Source organism: Bradyrhizobium sp. JR3.5, assembly GCF_054057015.1.
Genome location: NZ_JBSRYV010000002.1, coordinates 4440857 through 4461382, shown reverse-complemented (window position 1 = coordinate 4461382; position 20526 = coordinate 4440857). Strand labels below are relative to the sequence as shown.

At 65.7% G+C, this 20526-nt stretch carries 18 protein-coding genes and 3 pseudogenes; 10 read left to right on the top strand and 11 right to left on the bottom strand.

Annotation, left to right across the window (positions count from 1 at the left end):
- The first annotated feature begins 34 nt into the window (after positions 1 to 34).
- The 5 genes and pseudogenes from ACVWW1_RS38305 (at position 35) to garD (ending at position 6513) form a co-directional block, all read left to right on the top strand.
- On the top strand, positions 35 to 940 hold the full coding sequence (locus tag ACVWW1_RS38305) for a LysR substrate-binding domain-containing protein (RefSeq protein ID WP_456659452.1): 906 nt from the start codon (positions 35 to 37) through the stop codon (positions 938 to 940).
- Between the two features lie 127 nt (positions 941 to 1067).
- Positions 1068 to 2009 (top strand): 5-dehydro-4-deoxyglucarate dehydratase, encoded by a 942-nt coding sequence (gene kdgD / locus ACVWW1_RS38300; protein WP_456659451.1) that lies wholly within the window; start codon positions 1068 to 1070, stop codon positions 2007 to 2009.
- 31 nt (positions 2010 to 2040) lie between these two features.
- Complete coding sequence (gene gudD, locus ACVWW1_RS38295) at positions 2041 to 3396, top strand: glucarate dehydratase (RefSeq protein WP_456659450.1); 1356 nt, start codon at positions 2041 to 2043, stop codon at positions 3394 to 3396.
- A 16-nt stretch (positions 3397 to 3412) separates the two neighbouring features.
- Positions 3413 to 4864: pseudogene (locus tag ACVWW1_RS38290) on the top strand (aldehyde dehydrogenase family protein).
- 107 nt (positions 4865 to 4971) lie between these two features.
- Entirely contained in the window at positions 4972 to 6513 is a 1542-nt protein-coding gene (gene garD / locus ACVWW1_RS38285; protein ID WP_456659449.1) for a galactarate dehydratase, read from the top strand.
- Between the two features lie 79 nt (positions 6514 to 6592).
- On the opposite strand, the gene ACVWW1_RS38280 is transcribed toward garD, so the two are convergent.
- Positions 6593 to 6850 (bottom strand): hypothetical protein, encoded by a 258-nt coding sequence (locus tag ACVWW1_RS38280; protein ID WP_097673301.1) that lies wholly within the window; start codon positions 6848 to 6850, stop codon positions 6593 to 6595.
- A gap of 218 nt (positions 6851 to 7068) precedes the next feature.
- Between ACVWW1_RS38280 and ACVWW1_RS38275 the strand changes: the two genes are divergently transcribed.
- Entirely contained in the window at positions 7069 to 7275 is a 207-nt protein-coding gene (locus ACVWW1_RS38275) for a hypothetical protein (protein WP_456659448.1), read from the top strand.
- Between the two features lie 75 nt (positions 7276 to 7350).
- Here ACVWW1_RS38275 and ACVWW1_RS38270 read toward each other — a convergent pair whose 3' ends face one another.
- The 6 genes and pseudogenes from ACVWW1_RS38270 to leuC all read right to left on the bottom strand — a co-directional run bounded on the left by ACVWW1_RS38270 (position 7351) and on the right by leuC (position 13318).
- Positions 7351 to 8223 (bottom strand): ABC transporter permease, encoded by an 873-nt coding sequence (locus ACVWW1_RS38270; RefSeq protein WP_456659447.1) that lies wholly within the window; start codon positions 8221 to 8223, stop codon positions 7351 to 7353.
- A complete protein-coding gene (locus ACVWW1_RS38265) occupies positions 8220 to 9053 on the bottom strand; it encodes an ABC transporter ATP-binding protein (RefSeq protein ID WP_456659446.1) in 834 nt (277 codons plus the stop codon). The genes ACVWW1_RS38270 and ACVWW1_RS38265 overlap by 4 nt, the downstream gene beginning before the upstream one ends.
- Positions 9050 to 9961, bottom strand: a complete 912-nt coding sequence (locus tag ACVWW1_RS38260) for an ABC transporter substrate-binding protein (protein WP_456659445.1) — start codon at positions 9959 to 9961, stop codon at positions 9050 to 9052. Before ACVWW1_RS38260 ends, ACVWW1_RS38265 begins: the two co-directional genes overlap by 4 nt.
- A gap of 153 nt (positions 9962 to 10114) precedes the next feature.
- Complete coding sequence (leuB, locus tag ACVWW1_RS38255; protein ID WP_456659444.1) at positions 10115 to 11248, bottom strand: 3-isopropylmalate dehydrogenase; 1134 nt, start codon at positions 11246 to 11248, stop codon at positions 10115 to 10117.
- Positions 11245 to 11910 (bottom strand): 3-isopropylmalate dehydratase small subunit, encoded by a 666-nt coding sequence (gene leuD, locus ACVWW1_RS38250; protein WP_456659443.1) that lies wholly within the window; start codon positions 11908 to 11910, stop codon positions 11245 to 11247. The genes leuB and leuD overlap by 4 nt, the downstream gene beginning before the upstream one ends.
- A pseudogene (gene leuC / locus ACVWW1_RS38245) lies at positions 11910 to 13318 on the bottom strand (3-isopropylmalate dehydratase large subunit). The gene leuD and the pseudogene leuC overlap by 1 nt, the downstream one beginning before the upstream one ends.
- Before the next feature lie 145 nt (positions 13319 to 13463).
- Here leuC and ACVWW1_RS38240 point away from each other — a divergent pair.
- A complete protein-coding gene (locus ACVWW1_RS38240; protein WP_176533260.1) occupies positions 13464 to 14252 on the top strand; it encodes an IclR family transcriptional regulator in 789 nt (262 codons plus the stop codon).
- Positions 14253 to 14399: 147 nt separating this feature from the next.
- On the opposite strand, the pseudogene ald reads toward ACVWW1_RS38240, so the two are convergent.
- Positions 14400 to 15516 (bottom strand): annotated as a pseudogene (ald, locus tag ACVWW1_RS38235) (alanine dehydrogenase).
- An 87-nt stretch (positions 15517 to 15603) separates the two neighbouring features.
- Here ald and ACVWW1_RS38230 point away from each other — a divergent pair.
- Complete coding sequence (locus ACVWW1_RS38230; RefSeq protein ID WP_456660775.1) at positions 15604 to 16131, top strand: Lrp/AsnC family transcriptional regulator; 528 nt, start codon at positions 15604 to 15606, stop codon at positions 16129 to 16131.
- Positions 16132 to 16198: 67 nt separating this feature from the next.
- Here ACVWW1_RS38230 and ACVWW1_RS38225 read toward each other — a convergent pair whose 3' ends face one another.
- A complete protein-coding gene (locus tag ACVWW1_RS38225) occupies positions 16199 to 16741 on the bottom strand; it encodes a cytochrome b (RefSeq protein WP_456659442.1) in 543 nt (180 codons plus the stop codon).
- Positions 16742 to 17190: 449 nt separating this feature from the next.
- Here ACVWW1_RS38225 and ACVWW1_RS38220 point away from each other — a divergent pair, with 449 nt between their 5' ends.
- Together ACVWW1_RS38220 and ACVWW1_RS38215 are read left to right on the top strand one after the other, a co-directional pair.
- The gene (locus ACVWW1_RS38220; protein WP_456660774.1) at positions 17191 to 18165 is read left to right on the top strand and encodes a hypothetical protein; all 975 of its coding nucleotides are present in this window, start codon (positions 17191 to 17193) and stop codon (positions 18163 to 18165) included.
- Positions 18166 to 18238: 73 nt separating this feature from the next.
- Positions 18239 to 18952, top strand: coding sequence for a type 1 glutamine amidotransferase (locus tag ACVWW1_RS38215; protein ID WP_456659441.1), 714 nt, complete (start codon positions 18239 to 18241; stop codon positions 18950 to 18952).
- Positions 18953 to 18961: 9 nt separating this feature from the next.
- Here the strand turns inward: ACVWW1_RS38215 and ACVWW1_RS38210 are convergent, their stop codons facing one another.
- Positions 18962 to 19312 carry a hypothetical protein gene (locus ACVWW1_RS38210; RefSeq protein ID WP_212315747.1) on the bottom strand — a complete coding sequence of 117 codons (351 nt, stop codon included), beginning with the start codon at positions 19310 to 19312 and terminating at the stop codon, positions 18962 to 18964.
- 246 nt (positions 19313 to 19558) lie between these two features.
- Entirely contained in the window at positions 19559 to 20401 is an 843-nt protein-coding gene (locus tag ACVWW1_RS38205; protein WP_456660773.1) for a LysR family transcriptional regulator, read from the bottom strand.
- Positions 20402 to 20526 lie beyond the last annotated feature (125 nt).

Below are 20526 nucleotides of genomic sequence, written 5' to 3'. Positions count from 1 at the left end.
AAATCCTCGACCGATCCATTCCAGGCTAGCATCGATGTTCGACCTGAACCAGCTTCGCTGTTTCGTTACGGTGGCCGAGGAATTGCACTTCGGCCGCGCCGCGGCGCGGCTCAACATGACGCAGCCGCCGCTCAGCCGGCAGATCCAGGTGCTCGAGCACATCATCGACGCGCCGCTACTCGAGCGCACCAGCCGTTCGGTGCGGCTGACCCCGGCGGGACGCAGCTTCCTGCCCGAGGCGCGGCGCATCCTCAAGCTCGCGGAATCCGCTTCGCAAGTCGCCCGCCGCATCGCGCTCGGCAAGACCGGCTCGCTCAAGATCGGCTTCACGGCCGCGGCCGCCTATGGCTTCCTGCCCGATCTGATCGCAGCCGCCCGTTCCCGCCTGCCCGAGGTCGATTTTTCCCTGAAGGAGATGGTCTCGGGCGATCAGTTCGAGGCGCTCACCACCGGCCAGATCGATGCCGGGCTGCTGCGCCCGCCGATCGCGCGGCCGGAATTCGCAAGTCGCCGCGTCGTGGCCGAGCCGCTGCTCGCCGCGATCCCGAAGAAGCATCCGCTGGCCACAGCCGAGACCGTCAGCATCAAGGATTTCGACGACCAGCCCTTCGTGATGTATTCGCCCTATGAGGCGCGCTACTTCCACGATCTCCTGGTGTCGCTGTTCACACGCGCCGACGTGTTGCCGCGCTATGTGCAGCAGCTCAGCCAGATCCACTCGATCCTCGCCATGGTGCGCGCCGGGCTCGGCGTCGCGATCGTGCCGGAGGCCGCCGCCAGCCTGAAGATATCCGACGTCCGGCTGAAGCCGCTGAAGCTGCGCACGCCGGTGCCGGTCGAGCTGTTCATGGTGTGGCGGCGCGATCACGAGAACCAGTTGCTGCCGTCCTTGATCGAGGTCGCAACCGAAATCGCCGCACCGCATCTGCGCGGCGATTGATGCCGATTGTGCATCGCTCGATACCGCGTTTGGCTTGGACGCGCATCGAAGCATTCCCTAAGAATTCGGTCATGGACGCGCGCTGCTCGCGCATCCCCTATCCCAACATCATTCAAGGAGTGGCGCGATGAGCAAGATGACCCCTCAGGAGATGGCCCGGCAGATCGGCGGCGGCCTCCTGTCCTTCCCTGTGACCCCGTTCAAGCCGGACTATTCGTTCGATGAGGCGACCTATCGCGCCAACATGGACTGGCTGTGCGGCTATGACGTCGCCGGCCTGTTCGCCGCCGGCGGCACCGGCGAGTTCTTCTCGCTGACGCCGTCTGAGGTTCCGCATGTCGTGAAGATCGCGGTCGAAGAGACCGAGGGCCGCGTTCCCGTGCTGGCCGGCACCGGATACGGCACCGCAATCGCGCGCGAGATCGCTGTTGGCGCCGAGAAGGCCGGCGCCGACGGCCTCTTGCTGCTGCCGCCCTATCTCACCCATGCCGAGCAGGACGGCCTCGCCGCCCATGTCGAGGCGGTGTGTTCGTCGGTCAAGATCGGCGTCATCGTCTACAACCGCGACAATGCGATCCTGCAGCCCGACACGCTGGCGCGCCTCTGCGAGCGCTGCCCGAACCTCGTCGGCTACAAGGACGGCATCGGCGACATCGAGCTGATGACCCGCGTCTACACCAGGCTCGGCGACCGCCTGACCTATATCGGCGGCCTGCCGACGGCGGAAACCTTTGCGTTGCCCTATCTCGACATGGGCGTGACCACTTATTCGTCGGCGGTGTTCAACTTCGTGCCGGAATTCGCGACCAAGTTCTACGCCGCAGTGCGCCGTCGCGATCATCAGACCATCCATGCGGGCCTGAAGGATTTCATCCTGCCGCTGATCGCGATACGCAACCGCAAGAAGGGCTATGCGGTGTCGATCATCAAGGCCGGCATGAAGGTGATCGGCCGCGATTCCGGCCCGGTGCGCCCGCCGCTCACCGATCTCACCGAGCAGGAGATCGCCGAGCTCGCGGCGCTGGTGGCTAAGCTGCCGCAGGCCGCGGCCCGGCAGGCGGCGGAATAAGCCGAACGGCCAACGACCAAGGGAGGAGCAGATGATTCAAGACACGATCCGCACCGGCTTTGCCGGCGCCCCCGTCATCACGGCGATGGAGGTGATCCCGGTCGCCGGCCGCGACGGCATGCTCCTCAATCTGAGCGGCGCACATGCGCCGTTCTTCACCCGCAATCTCGTGGTCCTCACCGACAACTCCGGCCACACCGGCGTCGGCGAGGTGCCGGGCGGCGAGAAGATCCGCAAGACGCTCGAGGACGCCCGCGACCTCGTGGTCGGCCACAGCATCGGCGCGTGCAACAACATCCTGGCGTCGATGCGCCGGACCTTCGCCGACCGCGACGCCGGCGGACGCGGCAAGCAGACCTTTGACCTCCGCGTCACCATCCATGCAGTCACCGCGGTGGAATCCGCGCTGCTCGATCTGCTCGGCCAGCATCTCAATCTCCCGGTCGCAGCCTTGCTCGGCGAAGGCCAGCAGCGCGCGAGCGTCGAGACGCTTGGCTATCTCTTCTTCGTCGGCGACCGCAAGAAGACCAGCCTTCCCTATGTCGACGGCGAGACCGGCAAGCCCGACTGGTTCAACCTGCGCCATCAGGTGGCGATGACGCCGGAGGCGATCGTCCGCCTCGCCGAGGCGACGCAGGCGCATTACGGCTTCGCCGATTTCAAGCTCAAGGGCGGTGTGCTCGCGGGTGAAGAGGAGATCGAGGCCGTCACGGCGATCGCCAAGCGTTTTCCGAAAGCCCGCGTCACGCTCGACCCGAACGGCGCCTGGTCGCTCGACGAGGCGATCCGGCTGTGCAGCAACATGCATGGCGTGCTCGCCTATGCCGAGGATCCCTGCGGCGCGGAGGCCGGCTTCTCCGGCCGCGAGATCATGGCCGAGTTCCGCCGCGCCACGGGGCTACCGACCGCGACCAACATGATCGCGACCGACTGGCGCCAGCTCTCCCACGCGTTGCGGCTCGGGGCGGTCGACATTCCGCTCGCCGATCCGCATTTCTGGACCATGCAGGGCTCGGTGCGGGTGGCGCAGACCTGCCGCGACAACGGCCTGACCTGGGGCTCGCACTCCAACAATCATTTCGATATTTCGCTGGCGATGTTCACCCATGTCGGCGCCGCCGCGCCCGGCAAGGTGACCGCGATCGACACCCACTGGATCTGGCAGGACGGCCAGGCGTTGACCAAGGAGCCGCTGCAGATCAAGGGCGGCAAGATCGCGATCCCGGATCGGCCGGGCCTCGGCATCGAGCTCGATCGCGCTGCCATCGAGGCGGCGAACGCGCTATACAAGCAGCATGGCCTCGGCGCCCGCGACGACGCGCTGGCCATGCAGTTCCTGATCCCCGGCTGGACCTTCGACGACAAGCGTCCCTGCCTCGTGCGCTAACAAGAAAGGTGGAAACATGACCGCTCACCAGAAGAACTTCATCGCCGGCGAATGGAATCGACGGAACAAGCATCACGCGGGACATCAACCCCTCCAACACGGCCGATGTGGTCGGCGAATACGCCAAGGCCGACAAGGCGCAGACCGAAAAGGCGATCGCCGCGGCGAAAGCCGCCTTCCCGGCCTGGGCGCGCTCGACGCCGCAGGAGCGCTTTGACGCGCTGACCAAAATCTCCGTCGAAATCCTCGCCCGCAAGGAAGAGCTCGGCCGCCTGCTGGCGCGCGAGGAAGGCAAGACGCTGCCGGAAGGCATCGGCGAGGTGGCGCGCGCCGGGCAGATCTTTGCGTTCTTCGCCGGCGAGGCGCTGCGGCTGATGGGCGAGAAGGGTGCGTCGGTGCGCCCCGGTCTCGATGTCGAGATCACCCGCGAGCCGGTCGGCGTCATCGGCATGATCACGCCCTGGAATTTCCCGATCGCGATCCCGGCCTGGAAGATCGCGCCCGCGCTCTGCTACGGCAACACGGTGGTGTTCAAGCCGGCCGAGCTGGTGCCGGGCTCTCCGCGCATGCGCTGTCCGAGATCATCGCGCGCTCCGGCATTCCGGCCGGGGTCTTCAACCTCGTGGTCGGCTCGGGCTCGGTGGTCGGCCAGACCCTGCTCGATCATCCCGACGTCGCCGCGATCTCCTTCACCGGCTCGGTGCAGACCGGCCGCAAGATCGCGCAGGCCTGCGTGCTCTCCAATCCGATGAAGAAGTTCCAGCTCGAGATGGGTGGCAAGAACCCGCTGGTCGTGCTCGACGATGCCGACGTCAAGGTCGCGGTCGAGGTCGCGGTCAACGGCGCCTACTTCTCGACCGGCCAGCGCTGCACGGCGTCTTCGCGCCTGATCGTCACCGCGGGGATACACGACCGCTTCGTCGCCGCGATGACCGAGCGCATGAAGGGACTTTCGGTGGATGACGCGCTGAAGAGCGGCGTGCATGTCGGCCCCGTGGTCGACCAGAGCCAGCTCGATCAGGACCTCCGCTACATCAAGATCGGCCAGGACGAGGGCGCCCGCCTGCATTGGGGCGGCGAGCTGCTGAACCGCGAGACGCCCGGCTTCTATCTGCAGCCGGCGCTGTTCACCGAGGCGAACAACCGGATGCGGATCGCCCGCGAGGAGATCTTCGGCCCGGTCGCCTGCGTGATCCGCGCCAAGGACTACGAGGAGGCGCTCGCGATCTCCAACGACACCGAGTTCGGCCTCGCCTCGGGCATCTGCACGTCAAGCCTGAAATACGCCTCGCACTACAAGCGCAACAGCGAGAGCGGCATGGTGATGGTCAACCTGCCGACCGCCGGCGTCGATTACCACGTGCCGTTCGGCGGCCGCAAAGGCTCGAGCTACGGCGCGCGCGAACAGGGCGCCTATGCCCGCGAGTTCTACACCACGGTGAAGACGGCCTACACCTTCCCGGGCTGAGACTCGTAGGGTGGATTAGCGTCAGCGTAATCCACCACCGGCACCGCACATCAAACATGGCGGGTTACGCCTTCGGCTAACCCGCCCTACAAACTTCCGGAGCCCTCATGGACCAGTCGATCGGCACGCAGGAGCAGCCCCGCTACATCAAGCTCAACGCGCGCGACAATGTCGCGATCGTCGTGAATGATTTCGGCCTGCCTGCCGGCTCGCGCTTCCCCTCGGGCCTGACGCTGCGCGCCTTCGTGCCGCAGGGCCACAAGACCGCGCTGGACGACATCGCCGAGGGCGCGCCGATCATCCGCTATGGCGAGGTGATCGGCCATGCGCTGTCGCCGATCCTGGCCGGCGAATGGGTCGACGAAGCGCGCATCCGGATGCCCGACGCGCCGGCGCTCGATCAGCTCGAGATCGCAACCGCGGTGCCGCCGGCACTGCCGCCGCTCGAAGGCTTTACCTTCGAAGGCTATCGCAATCCCGACGGCTCGGTCGGCACCAAGAACATCCTCGGCATCTCCTCCTCGGTGCAATGCGTCAAGGGCACGATGGAGTATGCCGTCAAGCGCATCCGCGCCGAGCTCTTGCCGAAATATCCCAATGTCGACGACGTCGTGCCGCTGACCCACGCCTATGGCTGCGGCGTCGCCATTACCGCACCCGACGCCGTGGTGCCGATCCGTACCCTGCAGAACCTCGCGCTCAATCCGAATTTCGGCGGCGAGATCCTGGTCATAGGGCTCGGCTGCGAGAAGCTCGCGCCGGAACGGCTGGTGCCGGAAGGTGTCAGCGACGCTATCGTGCGGATGCAGGACGAAGCCTTTGACGGCTTCGGCGCCATCATCGACGCCATCATGACCCAGGCCGAGGCGCGGCTGAAGGTGCTCAACGCCCGCACGCGCGAGACCTGCCCGGCCGCCGATCTCGTGATCGGCCTGCAATGCGGCGGCAGCGATGCGTTCTCCGGCGTCACCGCCAACCCTGCGGTCGGCTTCGCGGCCGACCTGCTGGTGCGATCAGGTGCGACCGTGATGTTCTCGGAAGTGACCGAGGTACGCGACGCGATCCAGCTGCTGACCCGTCGCGCCGTCAACGAGGATGTCGGCCGCGCGCTGATCCGCGAAATGGCCTGGTATGACGCCTATCTCGCCCGCGGCGGCGCCGACCGCAGCGCCAACACCACGCCGGGCAACAAGAAGGGCGGGCTCGCCAACATCGTCGAAAAATCCCTCGGCTCGATCGTCAAGTCCGGCTCCGGCCCGATCGCGGGCGTGCTGTCGCCGGGCGAGAAGGCACGGCAGAAGGGCATGCTGTTCGCCGCGACACCGGCCAGCGATTTCATCTGCGGCACCTTGCAGCTCGCCTCCGGCATGACCTTGCAGGTGTTCACCACCGGCCGCGGCACGCCCTATGGCCTTGCGGCGGCGCCCGTCATCAAGGTCGCGACCCGCAGCGAGCTGGCGCGGCGCTGGAAGGACCTGATCGATTTCGACGCCGGCTGCATCGCGACCGGCGAGAAGACGATCGAGGAAACCGGCTGGGACCTGTTCCGCCTGATCCTCGACGTCGCGAGCGGACGGACCAAGCCGTGGTCGGACCGCTGGGGCATTCACAACGATCTCACGCTGTTCAACCCGGCGCCGGTGACCTAGCAACAGCGCAGGCCAACCTGCGCACGGAAAGTCCGCCGCGACGAGGTCAGCGGCGGACTTCCATTTCTCTTGATCGGCATCAATCGTCGTCGTGATGAATGACGGTCTTGCTGCGATTGCCGAGTTCGTCCTGCTTCTTGATGACCGTGGTCCGGTCATGACGCGGCTCGCGCTCCCTGATCACGGTGGTGCGGTCGCGATCCCGATCGCGATATTCATGTGATTCGCCGACCGTGACGCCGGCGCCGACGGGGCCGGCACGAACGCCGATTTCATCGGCGAATGCGGGCGAAGCGATCGCGGTCACCATGGCCGCGGCAAACAGATACTTTCTCATGACGTCTCTCCTCCTCGAGTGGCGATGAGGAGGAGGAACGTCGGGTGCGACATAGCGTTCCTATATCGATCTTGGTGCAGATGCTCACGCGCAGATGCGGAACAATGCGTCGGGAACCTCGCTGAACAGACATTCACCTGTGTGGCGAAATGCTCATGTTCCACGCGTTGAATAGCCCGATTTGATGGCCCATGTCCCCATCAACAGGAGGACATTCCATGAAGCAATCGCAGCACTTCCTCGACAATGCGGAGAACTGCGCGCAGCTTGCCGAGCGCGCCGACGACGAGCCGACCTACAATCGCTTCAAGCGCATGGAGGCGGCTTGGCGAGCGCTGGCCAAGGAGCAGGATTGGCTCGACGGCGAAACCTCGCCGTCGGAGACCGCAGCCGCAGCTCCGTCGGAAACCGCAGCCCAAGTCTGAAAATCCCAGGTCTGAAAATCCCAGATCTGGAAATGGCCCGCGCGCGACAAATGAAACGTCGCCGCGGGCCGCTTCTTATTCGGCGCTGCGCTGCCGCTGCCAGCGCAGCAGATAGGCCTGCAGCCGCCAGATGATTGCCGACAGCACGACGCCGACCAGCATCAAGACCACGACCGCGACCATCATGCCCGAGGCTTCCCCTCGCGCCTCGGACTCGATGATGAGGCGGCCGATGCCGCGCTCGGCGCCGATGAACTCGCCGACGATCACGCCAATCAGCGCGAAGGAGATCGCGGGCGTCAGCGAGGCGAACACCCAGGCCATGGTCGAGGGGATCACCACGGTGCGGGTGATCTGCCACTCGCTGGCGCCGAGCAGCCGCGCCGCGTTGGTGAAACCTTCGTCGATCGAGCGCGCGCCCTCGAAGGTGTTGAAGAACACCAGGAACACGACCACGATCCAGGAGGTCACGATCTTCGACATGTCGCCGATCCCGAACGCCAGCACGATGATCGGTGCCAGCGCGATCCGCGGGATCGAATTCACCGCGGTGATGAACGGCTGGAAGATCGCGCTGAGACGGTCGGATCGCCCGAGGATCAGCCCGGCAACGAAGCCGCTGACCACGCCGGTGACGAAGCCGAAGAAGGTGTTCTTCAGGGTGATCGCCGTCGCGGCCCAGAGATTGTTCTCGTTGCGCGCCAGGCATTTTGCGAACTCGCCGTTGAACCAGCCGTTGAAGACGCCGAGCTTGGTGGTCAGGCAGCTCTGGATCAGGAAGTTGTCGAAGATCATCGACGGCTTCGAGATGAAGTACGGATCGAGCAGGTCGGGCACCAGCCACGGCAGCTTCGTGCGCAGGTCATAGCCCCATTGCCAGACCGACAGCACGATCGCGCAGATCAAGACCTGCCAGCCGATCGTACTGAGCATGCCGTGTCGCCTCATGCGCTGCGACCCTTGACGAATTCCTCGCCGAGCGAGTGCCAGATGTGCTGGAACAGCTCGGCATAATGCGGGGTCTCGCGCACCTTCACCGCGTCGCGCGGGCGCGCGAAGTCGACTTCGAACATATCCTTGATACGGCCCGGCCGCGCCGAGAACAGGATGATGCGGTCGGCCAATGTCAGCGCCTCGCCGAGATCGTGGGTGACGAACAGCACGGTCTGTTGCTCGCGCTCCCAGATCCGAAGCAGCACCTCGTGCATGTCGATCTTGGTGTGGGTGTCGAGCGCGCCGAACGGCTCGTCCATCAGGAGGATCTGCGGCTCGACGATCAGCGTCCGCATCAACGCCGCGCGCTGCCGCATGCCGCCCGATAGCGCCGACGGATAGGCGCTCTCGAATCCCTTGAGCCCGGCCTGCGCGACGCATTGCGCGATGCGCTCTTTCCGTTCCGGAGCCGGCACGCCGGATAGCTCCAGCCCGTAGCCGATATTGTCGGCGACAGTCCGCCAGGGGAACAGCGTGTCGCGCTGGAACACATAGCCGACATCTGGCGTCGCCTTGCCGGGGACGACGCGCTTGCCGTCGATCAGGATCTCGCCGCCGGTCGGGCGGATCAGCGAGGCGATCATGTTGAGCACCGTGCTCTTGCCGGAGCCCGACGGCCCGAGCAGCGCGACGAACTCGCCGCGTCGCACGTCGAAGCTGACATCGCGAACCGCCTCGATTGTAGCCTTCGCGAGCTGGAACGACTTGCTCAAGCCCTTGACCTCGACGCGACGGTCGGCCGAGGCGTGCGGCGACAAGGTTGCGCTCGTCTCGAGCGCGCTCAACCCGGATAGGCCTTTCGCGCCGTGTCGATGAGAGTGGAGTTGACCACATCAGCGATCTTGAGCGGCTTGATGCCGGTCATCTCGCGAAACCAGACCTTCTCGCCGCGCGCGAAGCTCGCCGCGTCGACAATACCCTCATAGTCCGCGACCTTCTGGATCGCTGATATCTCCAGCAGATTGGCGTCGCGCGAGGTGCTGCCGACATAGGGCTCGATGGCGTCGTAGACCTCCGCCGCCTTGTGCGTCTTGATCCATTGCGATGCGCGCCACAGCGCGCTGACGTAGGCCTGCATCTTGGCGGGGTCCTTGTCGATGGTGGCCTGCAACGTGAAATGCGCGGTCACCGGCACCTTGCCGCCGATATGCTTGTTCCAGATCGCCTCGTCGGTGCCGTCGAACAGCCCCAATTCGCCCCAGCCCTGCTGCTGCGCCTCGTTGAGCAGCGACAGCGAGCTGACGAGGATGTCGACCTGCTTCGACTTCAGCGATCCCAACATGGTGTCGACATTGCCGGTGCCGATCCAGGTCACCTTGTCGTCAAGCCCCATGGTTTCCATGTAGTAGGACGCCCAGACATGGTTGGTGCCGCCAAGCGAGGAGACCGAGACGATCGGCTTGCGGCCGTCGGGCCGCTTCCATTGCGTGAAGGCCTCCAGCGAGTTGATGCCCTGGTCCTTCAGGTCCTTGCGCAGGATGAACATCACCGAGTTCGACCGTGTGTCGACCGGCAGCAGCACGCGCGCGGCGCGGCCGTGATTGGTCAGCTGCATCGGATGGGTGACGTCGCCGATCCCGATGTCGCCCTGCGACGAGGCGATGATCTCGCGGGTCTTCACGCCGCTGCCGCCCTGCACCAGCTTGCAGTCGAGCCCGGCTTCCTTGAAGTAGCCGATACGGTCCGCAACCAAACTGCGTCTGATAGACCGGCACTGCGACAGGATAGATCGCGCGCCCGGTCGCCGCCTGCGCCCCTGCACGCCCGGTCGCCAGCGCCGCGCCACCAGCGGCGATCACCGTCAGCGCCGTTCGCCTTGAAAGGTGGGGCATGGTGAGGCGCGCCATCACGCGTGCTCCTTGGCCGAAATCTTGTCGAGCGCGCTGAGCACCGCGTCGCCCATCTGGACGGTCGACAGCTTTTTCGCGCCGGCCTCGGCGATATCGGCGGTGCGTGCGCCGGACGCCAGCGCGGCGTGCACCGCCTGCTCCAGCAGATCGGCATCCTCCGGGCGATTCAGCGTCAGGCGCAACAGCATCGCGACGCTGAGGATCGAGCCGAGCGGATTGGCGATGCCCTTGCCCGCAATATCAGGCGCGCTGCCATGCACCGGTTCATACAGCGCCTTGCGCCGGCCGAAGCGATCGACCGGACCGAGCGAGGCCGACGGCAGCATGCCGAGCGAGCCCGAGGCCATCGCCGCGCAGTCGGACAGGATGTCGCCGAAGATGTTGCCCGTCACCATGACGTCAAACTGCCGCGGCTCGCGCACGATCTGCATCGCGGCGTTGTCGACATAGAGATGGGTCAGCTCGACGTCGGAGAATTCCTCCGTGTGCAGCCTGATCACTTCCTCGCGCCAGACCACGCTGGTCTCCAGCACATTGGCTTTATCGACCGAGCAGACCTTGTTGCGCCGGGTCCGCGCCAGCTCGAACGCCGAGCGCGCCACGCGGCGGATCTGGTTGGTCGTGTACTGCTCGGTGTTGAAGCCGCGGCGCTGGCCGTCCGGCAATGTCTCGATGCCGCGCGGCTCGCCGAAATAGATGCCGCTGGTCAATTCGCGGATGATGACGAAGTCGACGCCGTCGAGCACCTCGGGCTTGAGCGGTGCGGATGCCGACAACGCCGGGCTCGCCACGATCGGTCTCAAGTTCGCGTAGAGATCGTATTTGCTGCGCAGCCCCAGCAGGCTGCCGGCCTTGCGCGCCGCCGCCGGCACTTCGGTGGTCTCCGGTCCACCGGTTGCGCCCCACAGGATGGCGTCGGCCTCGTCCATCGCCTCCGCGGTGTCCTCCGGCAGCACCTTGCCGGTCGCCAGATACGGGATCAGGCCGTACTGCGCCTCGCGCAAGGTCATCGGCACGTTACGTTTGGCCGCGAACCACTCGAGCACACGGCGCGACTGCGCGGTGACCTCGGGACCGATGCCCTCGCCGCCGACGACGGCGACCTTGACCATGTTGGATTGCGTGCTCATGCAGATGTCCTTGAAACGGCTGTCCTTGAAGCGGGTGTCTTCTGAAAATGAATCCAGGGCCGCGTTGTGCGGTCAGAAGCCTGGAAGGCGTGGATCTCGTCATCGCGCTGCAATGTCAGCGCCACCTCGTCGAGCCCCTTCAAAAGCCCTTCGCGCCGCCGCGGATCGATCTCGAACGAATGCCGAGCGCCCGACGGCGAGACGATGGTTTGCGCCTCGAGGTCGATCGAAACCTTGCCCGCGCCCTGCGTCGCCTCGGTGTCGGCGGCGAGCTGATCGACCACGGCCTTGTCGACGAGAACTGGCAGAATTCCGTTCTGGAAGCAGTTGGCGAAGAAGATGTCGCCGAAGCTGGAGCCGATGATGGCGCGGATGCCGCGCTCTTGCAGCGACCACACCGCGCCCTCGCGCGACGAACCGCAGCCGAAATTCGGCCCCGTGACCAGGATCTCCGCCTGCCGGTAGGGCTCGCGGTTGAGGATGAAATCCGGATTCTCCGAGCCGTCGGCCAGATAGCGCAGCGAGCCGAACGCCCATTTGCCGAGCGTGCCGCGGATCGAATTGCCGACCAGGCGCTCGATCCGGATGATCACATCGGTATCGATATTGGCGCGCATGATCGGCGCGGCGGTTGCAGTGAGCTTGTCGAACGGTTTTGGCATCACTGGCGTCCCATCATCCTGACATCGGCGATCGCGCCGGCAATGGCCGCGAGGCCGCAGCACTTGCGGGGCTCGCCAGATGCGTCCGCGCGCGCGGCCCCTGCCGGCCGACGAAGTTGCGGTTCGAGGTCGAGACCGAGCGCTGCCCGGGCGCCACCACCTCGCCATTGGCGGCCAGGCACATCGAGCAGCCCGGCTCGCGCCATTCGAAGCCGGCATCGATGAAGATCTTGTCGAGCCCTTCGGCCACCGCCTCGCGCTTGACGTTTTCCGAGCCCGGCACCACCCAGGCGCGGACCCCGGCCGCGACCTTGCGGCCGCGCACGACTTCGGCCGCGGCGCGCAGATCGCTGAGCCGGCTGTTGGTGCAGGAGCCGATGAACACCCAGTCGACCGGCGTGCCGGCGATCGGCGCGCCGCCCTGCAGGCCCATATACTCGAGTGCGGTCTCGATCGCGGCACGCCGCGCCGGCTCGTCGACCGTCTTCGGATCGGGAATGACGCCATCGACGCCGACGACGTGCTCGGGGCTGATGCCCCAGGTCACCTGCGGGATGATCTTTTCGACATCGATCACGACCTCGCGGTCGAACACCGCATCGGGATCGCTCGGCAGTTCGCGCCATGCCTTGACCGCGAGATCCCACATCTCGCCTTGCGGCGCATAGGGACGGCCGCGCAGGAATTCGAATGTCTTCTCATCAGGCGCCACCATGCCCATCTTGGCGCCGAGCTCGATCGAGAGATTGCAGATCGTCAGCCGTCCCTCGATCGGCAGCGCGCGGATCGCACTGCCGGCATATTCGACCGCGTAACCCGTACCGCCGGCGGCGCCGATATGCCCGATCAGTGCGAGGATCATGTCCTTGGCGGTGACGCCGAGCGGCAGCTTGCCCTCGAAGCGCGCGCGCAGCGTCTTCGGACGCTTCTGGATCAATGCCTGTGTCGCCAGCACGTGGGTGAGCTCGCTCGACCCGATGCCGAAGGCGAGCGCGCCGAGGCCGCCATGGGTGCAGGTGTGGCTGTCGCCGCAGACGATCGTCGCGCCCGGCAGGCTCAAGCCGAGTTCCGGTCCGATGACGTGGACGATGCCCTGGCCGGGCTGGTCGACATCGAACAGCGTGATGCCGCTCGCCGCCGTCTCGGTCCGCAGCGCAGCCAGCAATTCCTGTCCGATCTTGCTGGTTCCGGCGCGGCCGGGCGCCGTCGACAACGCGTGATCCGGCGTCGCAAACGTCAGTTCGGGATTGTGAACCTTGAGGCCACGGCTCTTGAGATCGAGCAGGCCGCGCGAGCCACCGAGATCGTGCAGCAGATGGCGGTCGATAGAAAGGAGGTCCGTGTCCTCGCTGAGGCGGGCGATGACATGCTGGTCCCAGATCTTCTCGACCAAACTTCGTCCGGGCATCAGCCTTCCCCTGCTCTCCGCGTTTCCATGCGGCTTGATCTAATTGGCGCCAATCTGTGCCAAAGTTGTCGTCAAGTGAAGCAGTTTTGCCCTAACATCACATATGTGATGGAGGCGCGGTCGTTGCCCCGCCGCGGAGACAGCCATGCCGAATGCGAACAAGACGGCCATCGTCAAATCGGCCATGCGGTCGTTTGCAGTTCTGGAGTTCTTTCGGGAAACAAAGCGGGCTGCTTCCGTGACTGAAATAGCTTCCGCGCTGGAGATGCCCCAATCGAGTACGTCAGTGTTGCTTCGCAGCCTCGTTGAATTAAACTACCTTGAGTACGACCGACGGACCCGGCGTTTCATCCCCAGCTACCGGGTCAATCTGCTCGGTGATTGGATCCGTCGTTCTCCGTTCCGTGATCAAAAGCTCACCGATCTGATGGAGGAACTCTGGACCGCGACGGGCGGCGAGACCGTCATGCTTGGACAACAGGCCGGCGCCGCCGGGATGCGGTATCTGCACGTTGTCCCCGGCGGCAATCAGCTTCAGTTCATTGCAAATGCCGGTCAAGTACGACCGATGGTTCGCACCGCGCTCGGACACGTGCTGCTGAGCCAGATGCCGAACACCAAAATTCGCGGCATCATCCGTCGCAATAACGCTGAGGAGCCGAGCCAGTCGGCGCGCGTTCGCGAAGCGGCCTTTCTGGAAGAGGTCGAGCGCATCCGCCGCCGCGGCTTCTCCGAGTCGAGCGGCCGCACGACGCCGGGCGCAAACACAATCGGCATGCTTGTTCCCCTGCCGAAGCGACGCGCTCCGCTCGCGATAGGCATCGGCGGACCAATCGAACGGATCGCGGCAAAGCGCGAGCAGATCATTGAAGTCATGCAGAGCCGGCTGAAAGAACTGACAGATGTGGCCGGGCCGAGAGTCGTTGAAAAATGACCTCTCCAAGACGCTCAACGCGTCGCGCGGACGATAGAACCGTAGCCCGGATGGAGCGAAGCGCAATCCGGGGGCAGTCCCTCCGCGGAGAGATCGGCCCCGGATTTCGCTTTGCTCCATCCGGGCTACAAATGCGCGTCGAAATTCCTACGACGCCAGCGCTTCCTCCGGCATCACGGCCGACAGATGCTGGCTTTCGGCCACCGCGCGGTTGGTGATGCGGCCGCGATGGACGTTGAGGCCGGCGCGCAGATGCGGATCCTCGACCAGCGCCCGCAGTCCCTTCGACGCCAGCGCCAGGCCGAACGGCAAGGTGGCGTGGTTGAGTGCGTGGCTCGAGGTAACCGGCACCGCGCCCGGCATGTTGGCGACGCAATAATGCACGATGTCGTCGACCAGATAGGTCGGCGCCTGGTGCGTGGTCGCCTTCGAGGTCTCGAAGCAGCCGCCCTGATCGATCGCGACGTCGACCAGCACCGCACGGCGTTTCATGCCTGCGAGCTGTGCGCGCGACACCAGCTTTGGCGCGCTGGCGCCGGGCACCAGCACCGCGCCGATCACAACGTCCGCCGCGAATACCTCCTGCTCGATCGCTTCCAGTGTGGCGTAACGGGTGCGGACACGCCCGAGGAAAAGGTCGTCGAGCGCACGGAGCCGCGGCAATGAGCGGTCAAGGATGGTAACGTCGCTGCCAAGGCCGGCGGCCATCCGCGCCGCATGGGTGCCGACCACGCCGCCGCCGATGATCGCAACGCGCGCCGGCGGAACGCCCGGCACGCCGCCGAGCAGCTTGCCCATGCCGTCGGCGGATTTGCGCAGCGCAGCACCCGCGGCCTCGATCGCCAGCCGGCCGGCGACTTCGCTCATCGGCGCGAGCAGCGGCAGCCCACCATGCGCATCGGTCACGGTTTCATAGGCGACCGCCGTGCAGCCGGAGGCGATCAGCCCCGCGGTCTGCGGCACGTCGGGCGCAAGATGCAGATAAGTGAAGAGGATCTGGCCCTCGCGCAGCCGGATCCATTCGGACGGCTGCGGCTCCTTCACCTTCACGATCATCTCGGCGACCGAGAACACCTCTTCGGCGGTGTCGGCAATCCGTGCGCCGGCCTGGGTGTAGACGTCATCGCCGGCACCGATGCCGTCACCGGCGCCGCGCTGGACCACGACTTCATGGCCGTGCGCCACATATTCCCGCACCGAGGCAAGGCGTCAGCCCGACCCGATATTCCTCGACCTTGATTTCCTTGGGCACGCCGATGCGCATGGTCCGCTCCTTGAAGGGTTCGTTTCCGTTAGCCTCAAGGCTATTCCTCGTCACATGGCGTTTCTCAGCGAATTCCGGCTTGTGCACATGCAGACCCGCTCATATCCTTCGTTTTCAGCTCAGCCTTCGAAGGAAAACTGCGTGGACGGTCTCGATCGTATCGATCTCAGAATCCTTGCCGAGCTGGTCGCCGACGCTCGCGCCAGCCAGATCGAGCTCGCCGAGAAGGTCGGGCTGTCGCCGACCGCCTGCGCGCGGCGCATCCGCCATCTCGAGGAGATCGGCGTGATCCGCGGCTACCGCGTCGACCTCGAGCCGACGGCACTCGGCCTTGTAACGACCGTCGTCGTCACCATCACGCTGGAGAAGCAGAGCGAGGATTATCTCGCAGCCTTCGAGGCCGCGATCTCACGCTGCCCCGACGTCGTGTCCTGCCATCTGATGTCGGGCAGCGACGACTATCATCTGCAGGTCATTGCCCGCGACATCGCCGACTTCGAGCGGATCCACAAGCAGCATCTGTCGCGGATGCCTGGCGTCGCCCGCATCCATTCCAGCTTCGCGATGCGCGAGGTGGTCCGCCGCACCATTCCCGAAACCGCGCTGCGCGGCTGAGCGCCGAGTGCGGCTCCGACTCACCTCTCCCTTGGGAGAGGTGAACGGAGCCCGCGGACAATCCTGCTCATTGCGCCCTCGCGCGCGGCCACATCCGCGCCAGCGTCTCGTCCTTCTTGACGACGACATGCCAGAGCGTCGCCGCGATATGCAGCGCGACCACGGCATAAACGAAGTAGGCAAGCAGGCCATGCGCCAGCTCGCCCGCCTCCGCGACCGCCTTGTTGTCGGCGAACAGGCGCGGCCAGCTGAAGGTCCAGAAATAGCGCAGCGAGTAGCCGCCGGCCGACGAGAACATGTATCCGGTCACCGGCATCACGAAGAGGATGGCGTAGAGCGCCCAGTGATTGAGCCGTGCCGCGATCCTGACCAGCGGTGAGAACGAGCCCGGCTCCGGCGGCGCCGTGGTCACGGCGCGCACCATCAGCCGCAGGATCGCCAGGAAGAACAGGGTGACGCCGAGTGACTTGTGCACCTCGAGCAGTTCGCGCCGCGGCGACGTCCCGGCCGGCTGCAGCCCGCAATAAAGCCCGATCAGCATGGCCGCGATGAACAGCACCGCCGTCGCCCAGTGAATCCTGCGCAACAGCGGATCGTAGCTAGCCGTCATGTCCGTCGTCACAAGGCGCCTTCGCTTGAAGCCAGCCCGTGCGGGTTCGGCCCGAAAAAAGGAAGCCGTTCAATAGATGATCGCGCAACGCCTGCCTACGGGGGCGGGCGTCACCTTCGATCACGATCGCGAAGGCTGGAGGCCTGCGCTCCCTCCTCGTCATTCCGGGATGCGTGCGCAGCACGCAGGCCCGGAATCCATTGGGCCGCATCGTCGCGGCGAAATGGATTCCGGGCTCGCGCTCCGCGCGCCCCGGAATGACGAACGGAGGGTCCGGCGCAGCCACGCGCTCACTGTCACAAACCGCGCCCGCTGTCACAAACGCTGTCACAATCGGAGCCGCCCGCCCCCCGCTCCGCACGCATTTTTTAGTCGTGATTCGCTGTCTTCTATGACAGAATTGCTACAATTCGATATCAGTTCGGTTACACGCGGAGCGGTGAATGAGCATGGAGTGGCGGGCGCGGCCGGTTTCGCTGGCTTGGTCGAATCCAGTGGTCCGGTGGTGGGGCTTCCTGAGCCTCGTCAGTGCCGCCAACATCGCGATCTGGTTCGCGCTGTACCGACAGTTCCACGAGCAGTCGAACGGCAGCCTCAGCAATACGTCCGGCATCGGCCTGATGCTGCTGCTCTGCGCGGCCTATGTGTTCGGCTGCGCGTTCCGCTCGGTGCTGCCGCGCGCCGACGTGCAGCGCATCTGCCTGTTCGACACCTGGCTGTCGAGCGTCGTGGTCGGCCGCACCGTCGCGACCGTCGCCGAGGTCTGCTTCGCCGCGCAATGGGCGATCGTGCTGCATCAGCTCGGCACCATGACCGGCGCCGAGACCACCATCAACATCGCCTGGATCATCGTGCCGCTGATCGTGATTGCGGAATGCTTCTCCTGGTATGCGGTGCTGACCACCCATTATCTCTGCAACGCGATCGAGAACTCGATCTGGGCCGTGGTGTTCTTCCTGGTCGGGATTGCGCTGTGCCGGCTGCTGCCCGAGTTTCATGGGCCGGTGCGCTGGGCCTTCATCGTCGCGATCGTCGGCATCGCCGCCTTCCTCGCCTTCCTGATGACCATCGACGTCCCGATGTATCTGAACCGCTGGCGCGCCAATCTCGCCGCCGGCGGCACGCTGCTGCATCCACTCGATGGCCTGCGCGACGTCAGCCGGCGCTGGGTCGTGACCCACGACATCGCCGAGTGGCGCGAGGAGATCGCCTGGATGTCGCTGTATTTCAGCATGGCGGTCTGGTCGAGCCTCGCGCTCTGCGTCGGCTACTCGCTCGAGGATCAGCTGCCGCGTTACCGCACCGAGCCTGCGATCGTCGCGACGACGCCGGCGATCGAAAGCCCGACACCGACGATCGTCAGCACGACGCCGGCGGCGCAGCACACCGCAACGATCGACGCGGCGGCGCCGTCGCGGAATTGAGCGGCGGCCGCGCGGCTTGCGGCCGTCAGCGCTTCCGGTGTAAACGCTGAGGCATCCCGCCCATCCGTTAGCCATGCCCCGCATCACCATCATCGAAACCGGGCTCGTCAGTCCGCAGTTCCGCGAGCGCCACGGCAGCTATCCGCAGATGTTCCAGCGGATGGTGGCCATGGCCGATCCGTCGATCGCCTGCGACGTCGTCAGCGTCGCCAACGGTGAGCCACTGCCGGATCCGGCCACATTGGATGCGATCCTGATCACGGGATCAGCGGCCGGTGTGTATGACGATGTCGCCTGGATCGCCCCGCTCGAAGCCTTCGTGCGCGCCGCCCATGACAGGGGCGTTCCGATGGTCGGCGTCTGCTTCGGCCATCAGCTGATCGCGCAAGCGCTCGGCGGCACCGTGCGCAAGTCAGAAAAGGGCTGGGGCATCGGCCGCCACGTCTATCAGCTGGCGCCGGACAACGGGCTGATCGACGGCGAGACGATCGCGGCGGCCGCCTCGCATCAGGACCAGGTGATCACCCCGCCCGCCTCCGCACGCACCATCATGGCGTCCGCGTTCACACCGCATGCCGGGCTGCTCTATGCCAACGGCACCACACTGTCGGTGCAGCCGCATCCGGAATTCACCGTCGACTACGCCGACGCGCTGTGCGATCTGCGCCGCGGCCTCGCGCCCGATACCGTGGTCGAGACGGCCAAGGCATCGCTCGCCGCGCCGCTCGACCACGCGACGCTCGGCGGCGTGGTCACACGCTTCCTCACCGGCCATACGCCCGCGTAAGACAGCGCCTCAGGTCATGCTGCCCGGCATGAAGCAGCGCACGCGCGGGTGGCCGTCGATATAGTGCTTCCACACCATGGTTCGGCCGATCTTGTTCGGCTCGGTGATCAAGGCCTCGTTCGGCACCACGACCCATTCGTCGTCGATGTGCACGCGATAATGGCCGTGGTCCGACTCCCAGTCCGGATCGGCGACCACGGATCCGTCGGCGTCGGAACAGCATTGTCCGTAGCCGCTGTGCAGGCTTTCAAACCAGGGCTTCAGAGGTGAATTGGCGTAGCGGCCGTCGTCGCGCGCCAGGGTCGGCGATGTCAGCCACATCGCCCCCAGCAGCAGTGCCGCACGCGTGATGGCGTGCATGTTGTGGTCTCCGCAGATCTGATCCAGCTGCGGGCGCGCATCACTTACCATTCGCCGGCGACATTGCCGTTGCGGGCGAAACACGACGAATCGGCGCCCCAGCACCTTGCATTCAAGTATGCAAGACCGACGCCAGACTGCATTCCGGGAGACTACGGCCGACGAAAGTATGGGAGCGCGGACCGTCGCGTGCCACGCACGGCAGGTCGCCATCTCAAGCGCGCGATCGCCTTCGGCACGGCTCGATCAGCGGATCGCCGCAGCGACCTCGGGGACCAGCGGCGGCGCACTTCGCGACGCCGCCTGCAGCGCGCATTCGACGAACCGGCGCGGCAGCAGCGAGGCGTTCGAGCGCATCGCCACCAGCATGCGGCTCTCCGCATCCGGCGTGTCCAGCGCCTTCGCGACAACGTTCATGACGCCGGCCTGCTGGTAACACGACGGCAGGATCGAAAGTCCGATCCCGGCGGCGACGAGGCTGAGCACCGTGCGCAGTTCATGCGCCTCCTGCGCGATCCGCGGCGCAAAGCCGGCGCGCCGGCACAGCATCGCCGCCTGGTCGCCGACGCCGCAACCGCTCTCGGCCATGCCGACGAATTCGTGCTCGGCGAGGTCCGCAACGCTGAGCTTGCCGGGCGCGGCGGCCAGCGGGTGATCGATCGGCAGGAACACCATCAGCCGGTCGCGCCAGACGACATGAACCTGCAGATCGGCCGCGGGCCGGAAATCCAGCGGCGGCCGCATGATCGCGACGTCGAGCTCGGCGTCGGCGAGTGCCTGCAGCTGTTTCGCCGTCGACATGTGCCTGAGCTCGATCTTCACCCGCGGATAGCTGCCGCGGAAGCTGCGGAACAGTTCGGCGAACATGTCGAGCATCGGAACCGAGTCGGTGAAACCGACACGGACCGCGCCGGCTTCACCGCGCGCTGCGCGGCGCACGGTCTCCGACGCGAGGTCGAGCTCGCTGACGGCGCGTCGCGCGTGTTCCAGCAGCAATTGGCCGGCCTGGGTGAGCTCGACCGCGCGCCGTGTCCGCGACAACAGCTGGGTGCCGAGCTCCTCCTCCATCGCCTTGATCTGTGTGCTCAGCGGCGGCTGGCTGACATGCAGCCGCTTGGCGGCGCGGCTGAAGCTGAGCTCTTTTTTGAGCTCTTGTTTGCGGCCACCGCGATGAAGTAGCGAAGCTGCCTGTAATCCATCGCTTATTCCGTTTC

Coding starts and splice junctions, on each gene's coding strand:
- ACVWW1_RS38305 (WP_456659452.1), top strand. CDS start 35: ATGTTCGACCTGAACCAGCTTCGCTGTTTCGTTACGGTGGCCGAGGAA.
- kdgD (WP_456659451.1), top strand. CDS start 1,068: ATGAGCAAGATGACCCCTCAGGAGATGGCCCGGCAGATCGGCGGCGGC.
- gudD (WP_456659450.1), top strand. CDS start 2,041: ATGATTCAAGACACGATCCGCACCGGCTTTGCCGGCGCCCCCGTCATC.
- garD (WP_456659449.1), top strand. CDS start 4,972: ATGGACCAGTCGATCGGCACGCAGGAGCAGCCCCGCTACATCAAGCTC.
- ACVWW1_RS38280 (WP_097673301.1), bottom strand. CDS start 6,850: ATGAGAAAGTATCTGTTTGCCGCGGCCATGGTGACCGCGATCGCTTCG.
- ACVWW1_RS38275 (WP_456659448.1), top strand. CDS start 7,069: ATGAAGCAATCGCAGCACTTCCTCGACAATGCGGAGAACTGCGCGCAG.
- ACVWW1_RS38270 (WP_456659447.1), bottom strand. CDS start 8,223: ATGAGGCGACACGGCATGCTCAGTACGATCGGCTGGCAGGTCTTGATC.
- leuB (WP_456659444.1), bottom strand. CDS start 11,248: ATGAGCACGCAATCCAACATGGTCAAGGTCGCCGTCGTCGGCGGCGAG.
- leuD (WP_456659443.1), bottom strand. CDS start 11,910: ATGCCAAAACCGTTCGACAAGCTCACTGCAACCGCCGCGCCGATCATG.
- ACVWW1_RS38240 (WP_176533260.1), top strand. CDS start 13,464: ATGCCGAATGCGAACAAGACGGCCATCGTCAAATCGGCCATGCGGTCG.
- ACVWW1_RS38230 (WP_456660775.1), top strand. CDS start 15,604: ATGCAGACCCGCTCATATCCTTCGTTTTCAGCTCAGCCTTCGAAGGAA.
- ACVWW1_RS38225 (WP_456659442.1), bottom strand. CDS start 16,741: ATGACGGCTAGCTACGATCCGCTGTTGCGCAGGATTCACTGGGCGACG.
- ACVWW1_RS38220 (WP_456660774.1), top strand. CDS start 17,191: ATGGAGTGGCGGGCGCGGCCGGTTTCGCTGGCTTGGTCGAATCCAGTG.
- ACVWW1_RS38215 (WP_456659441.1), top strand. CDS start 18,239: ATGCCCCGCATCACCATCATCGAAACCGGGCTCGTCAGTCCGCAGTTC.
- ACVWW1_RS38210 (WP_212315747.1), bottom strand. CDS start 19,312: ATGCACGCCATCACGCGTGCGGCACTGCTGCTGGGGGCGATGTGGCTG.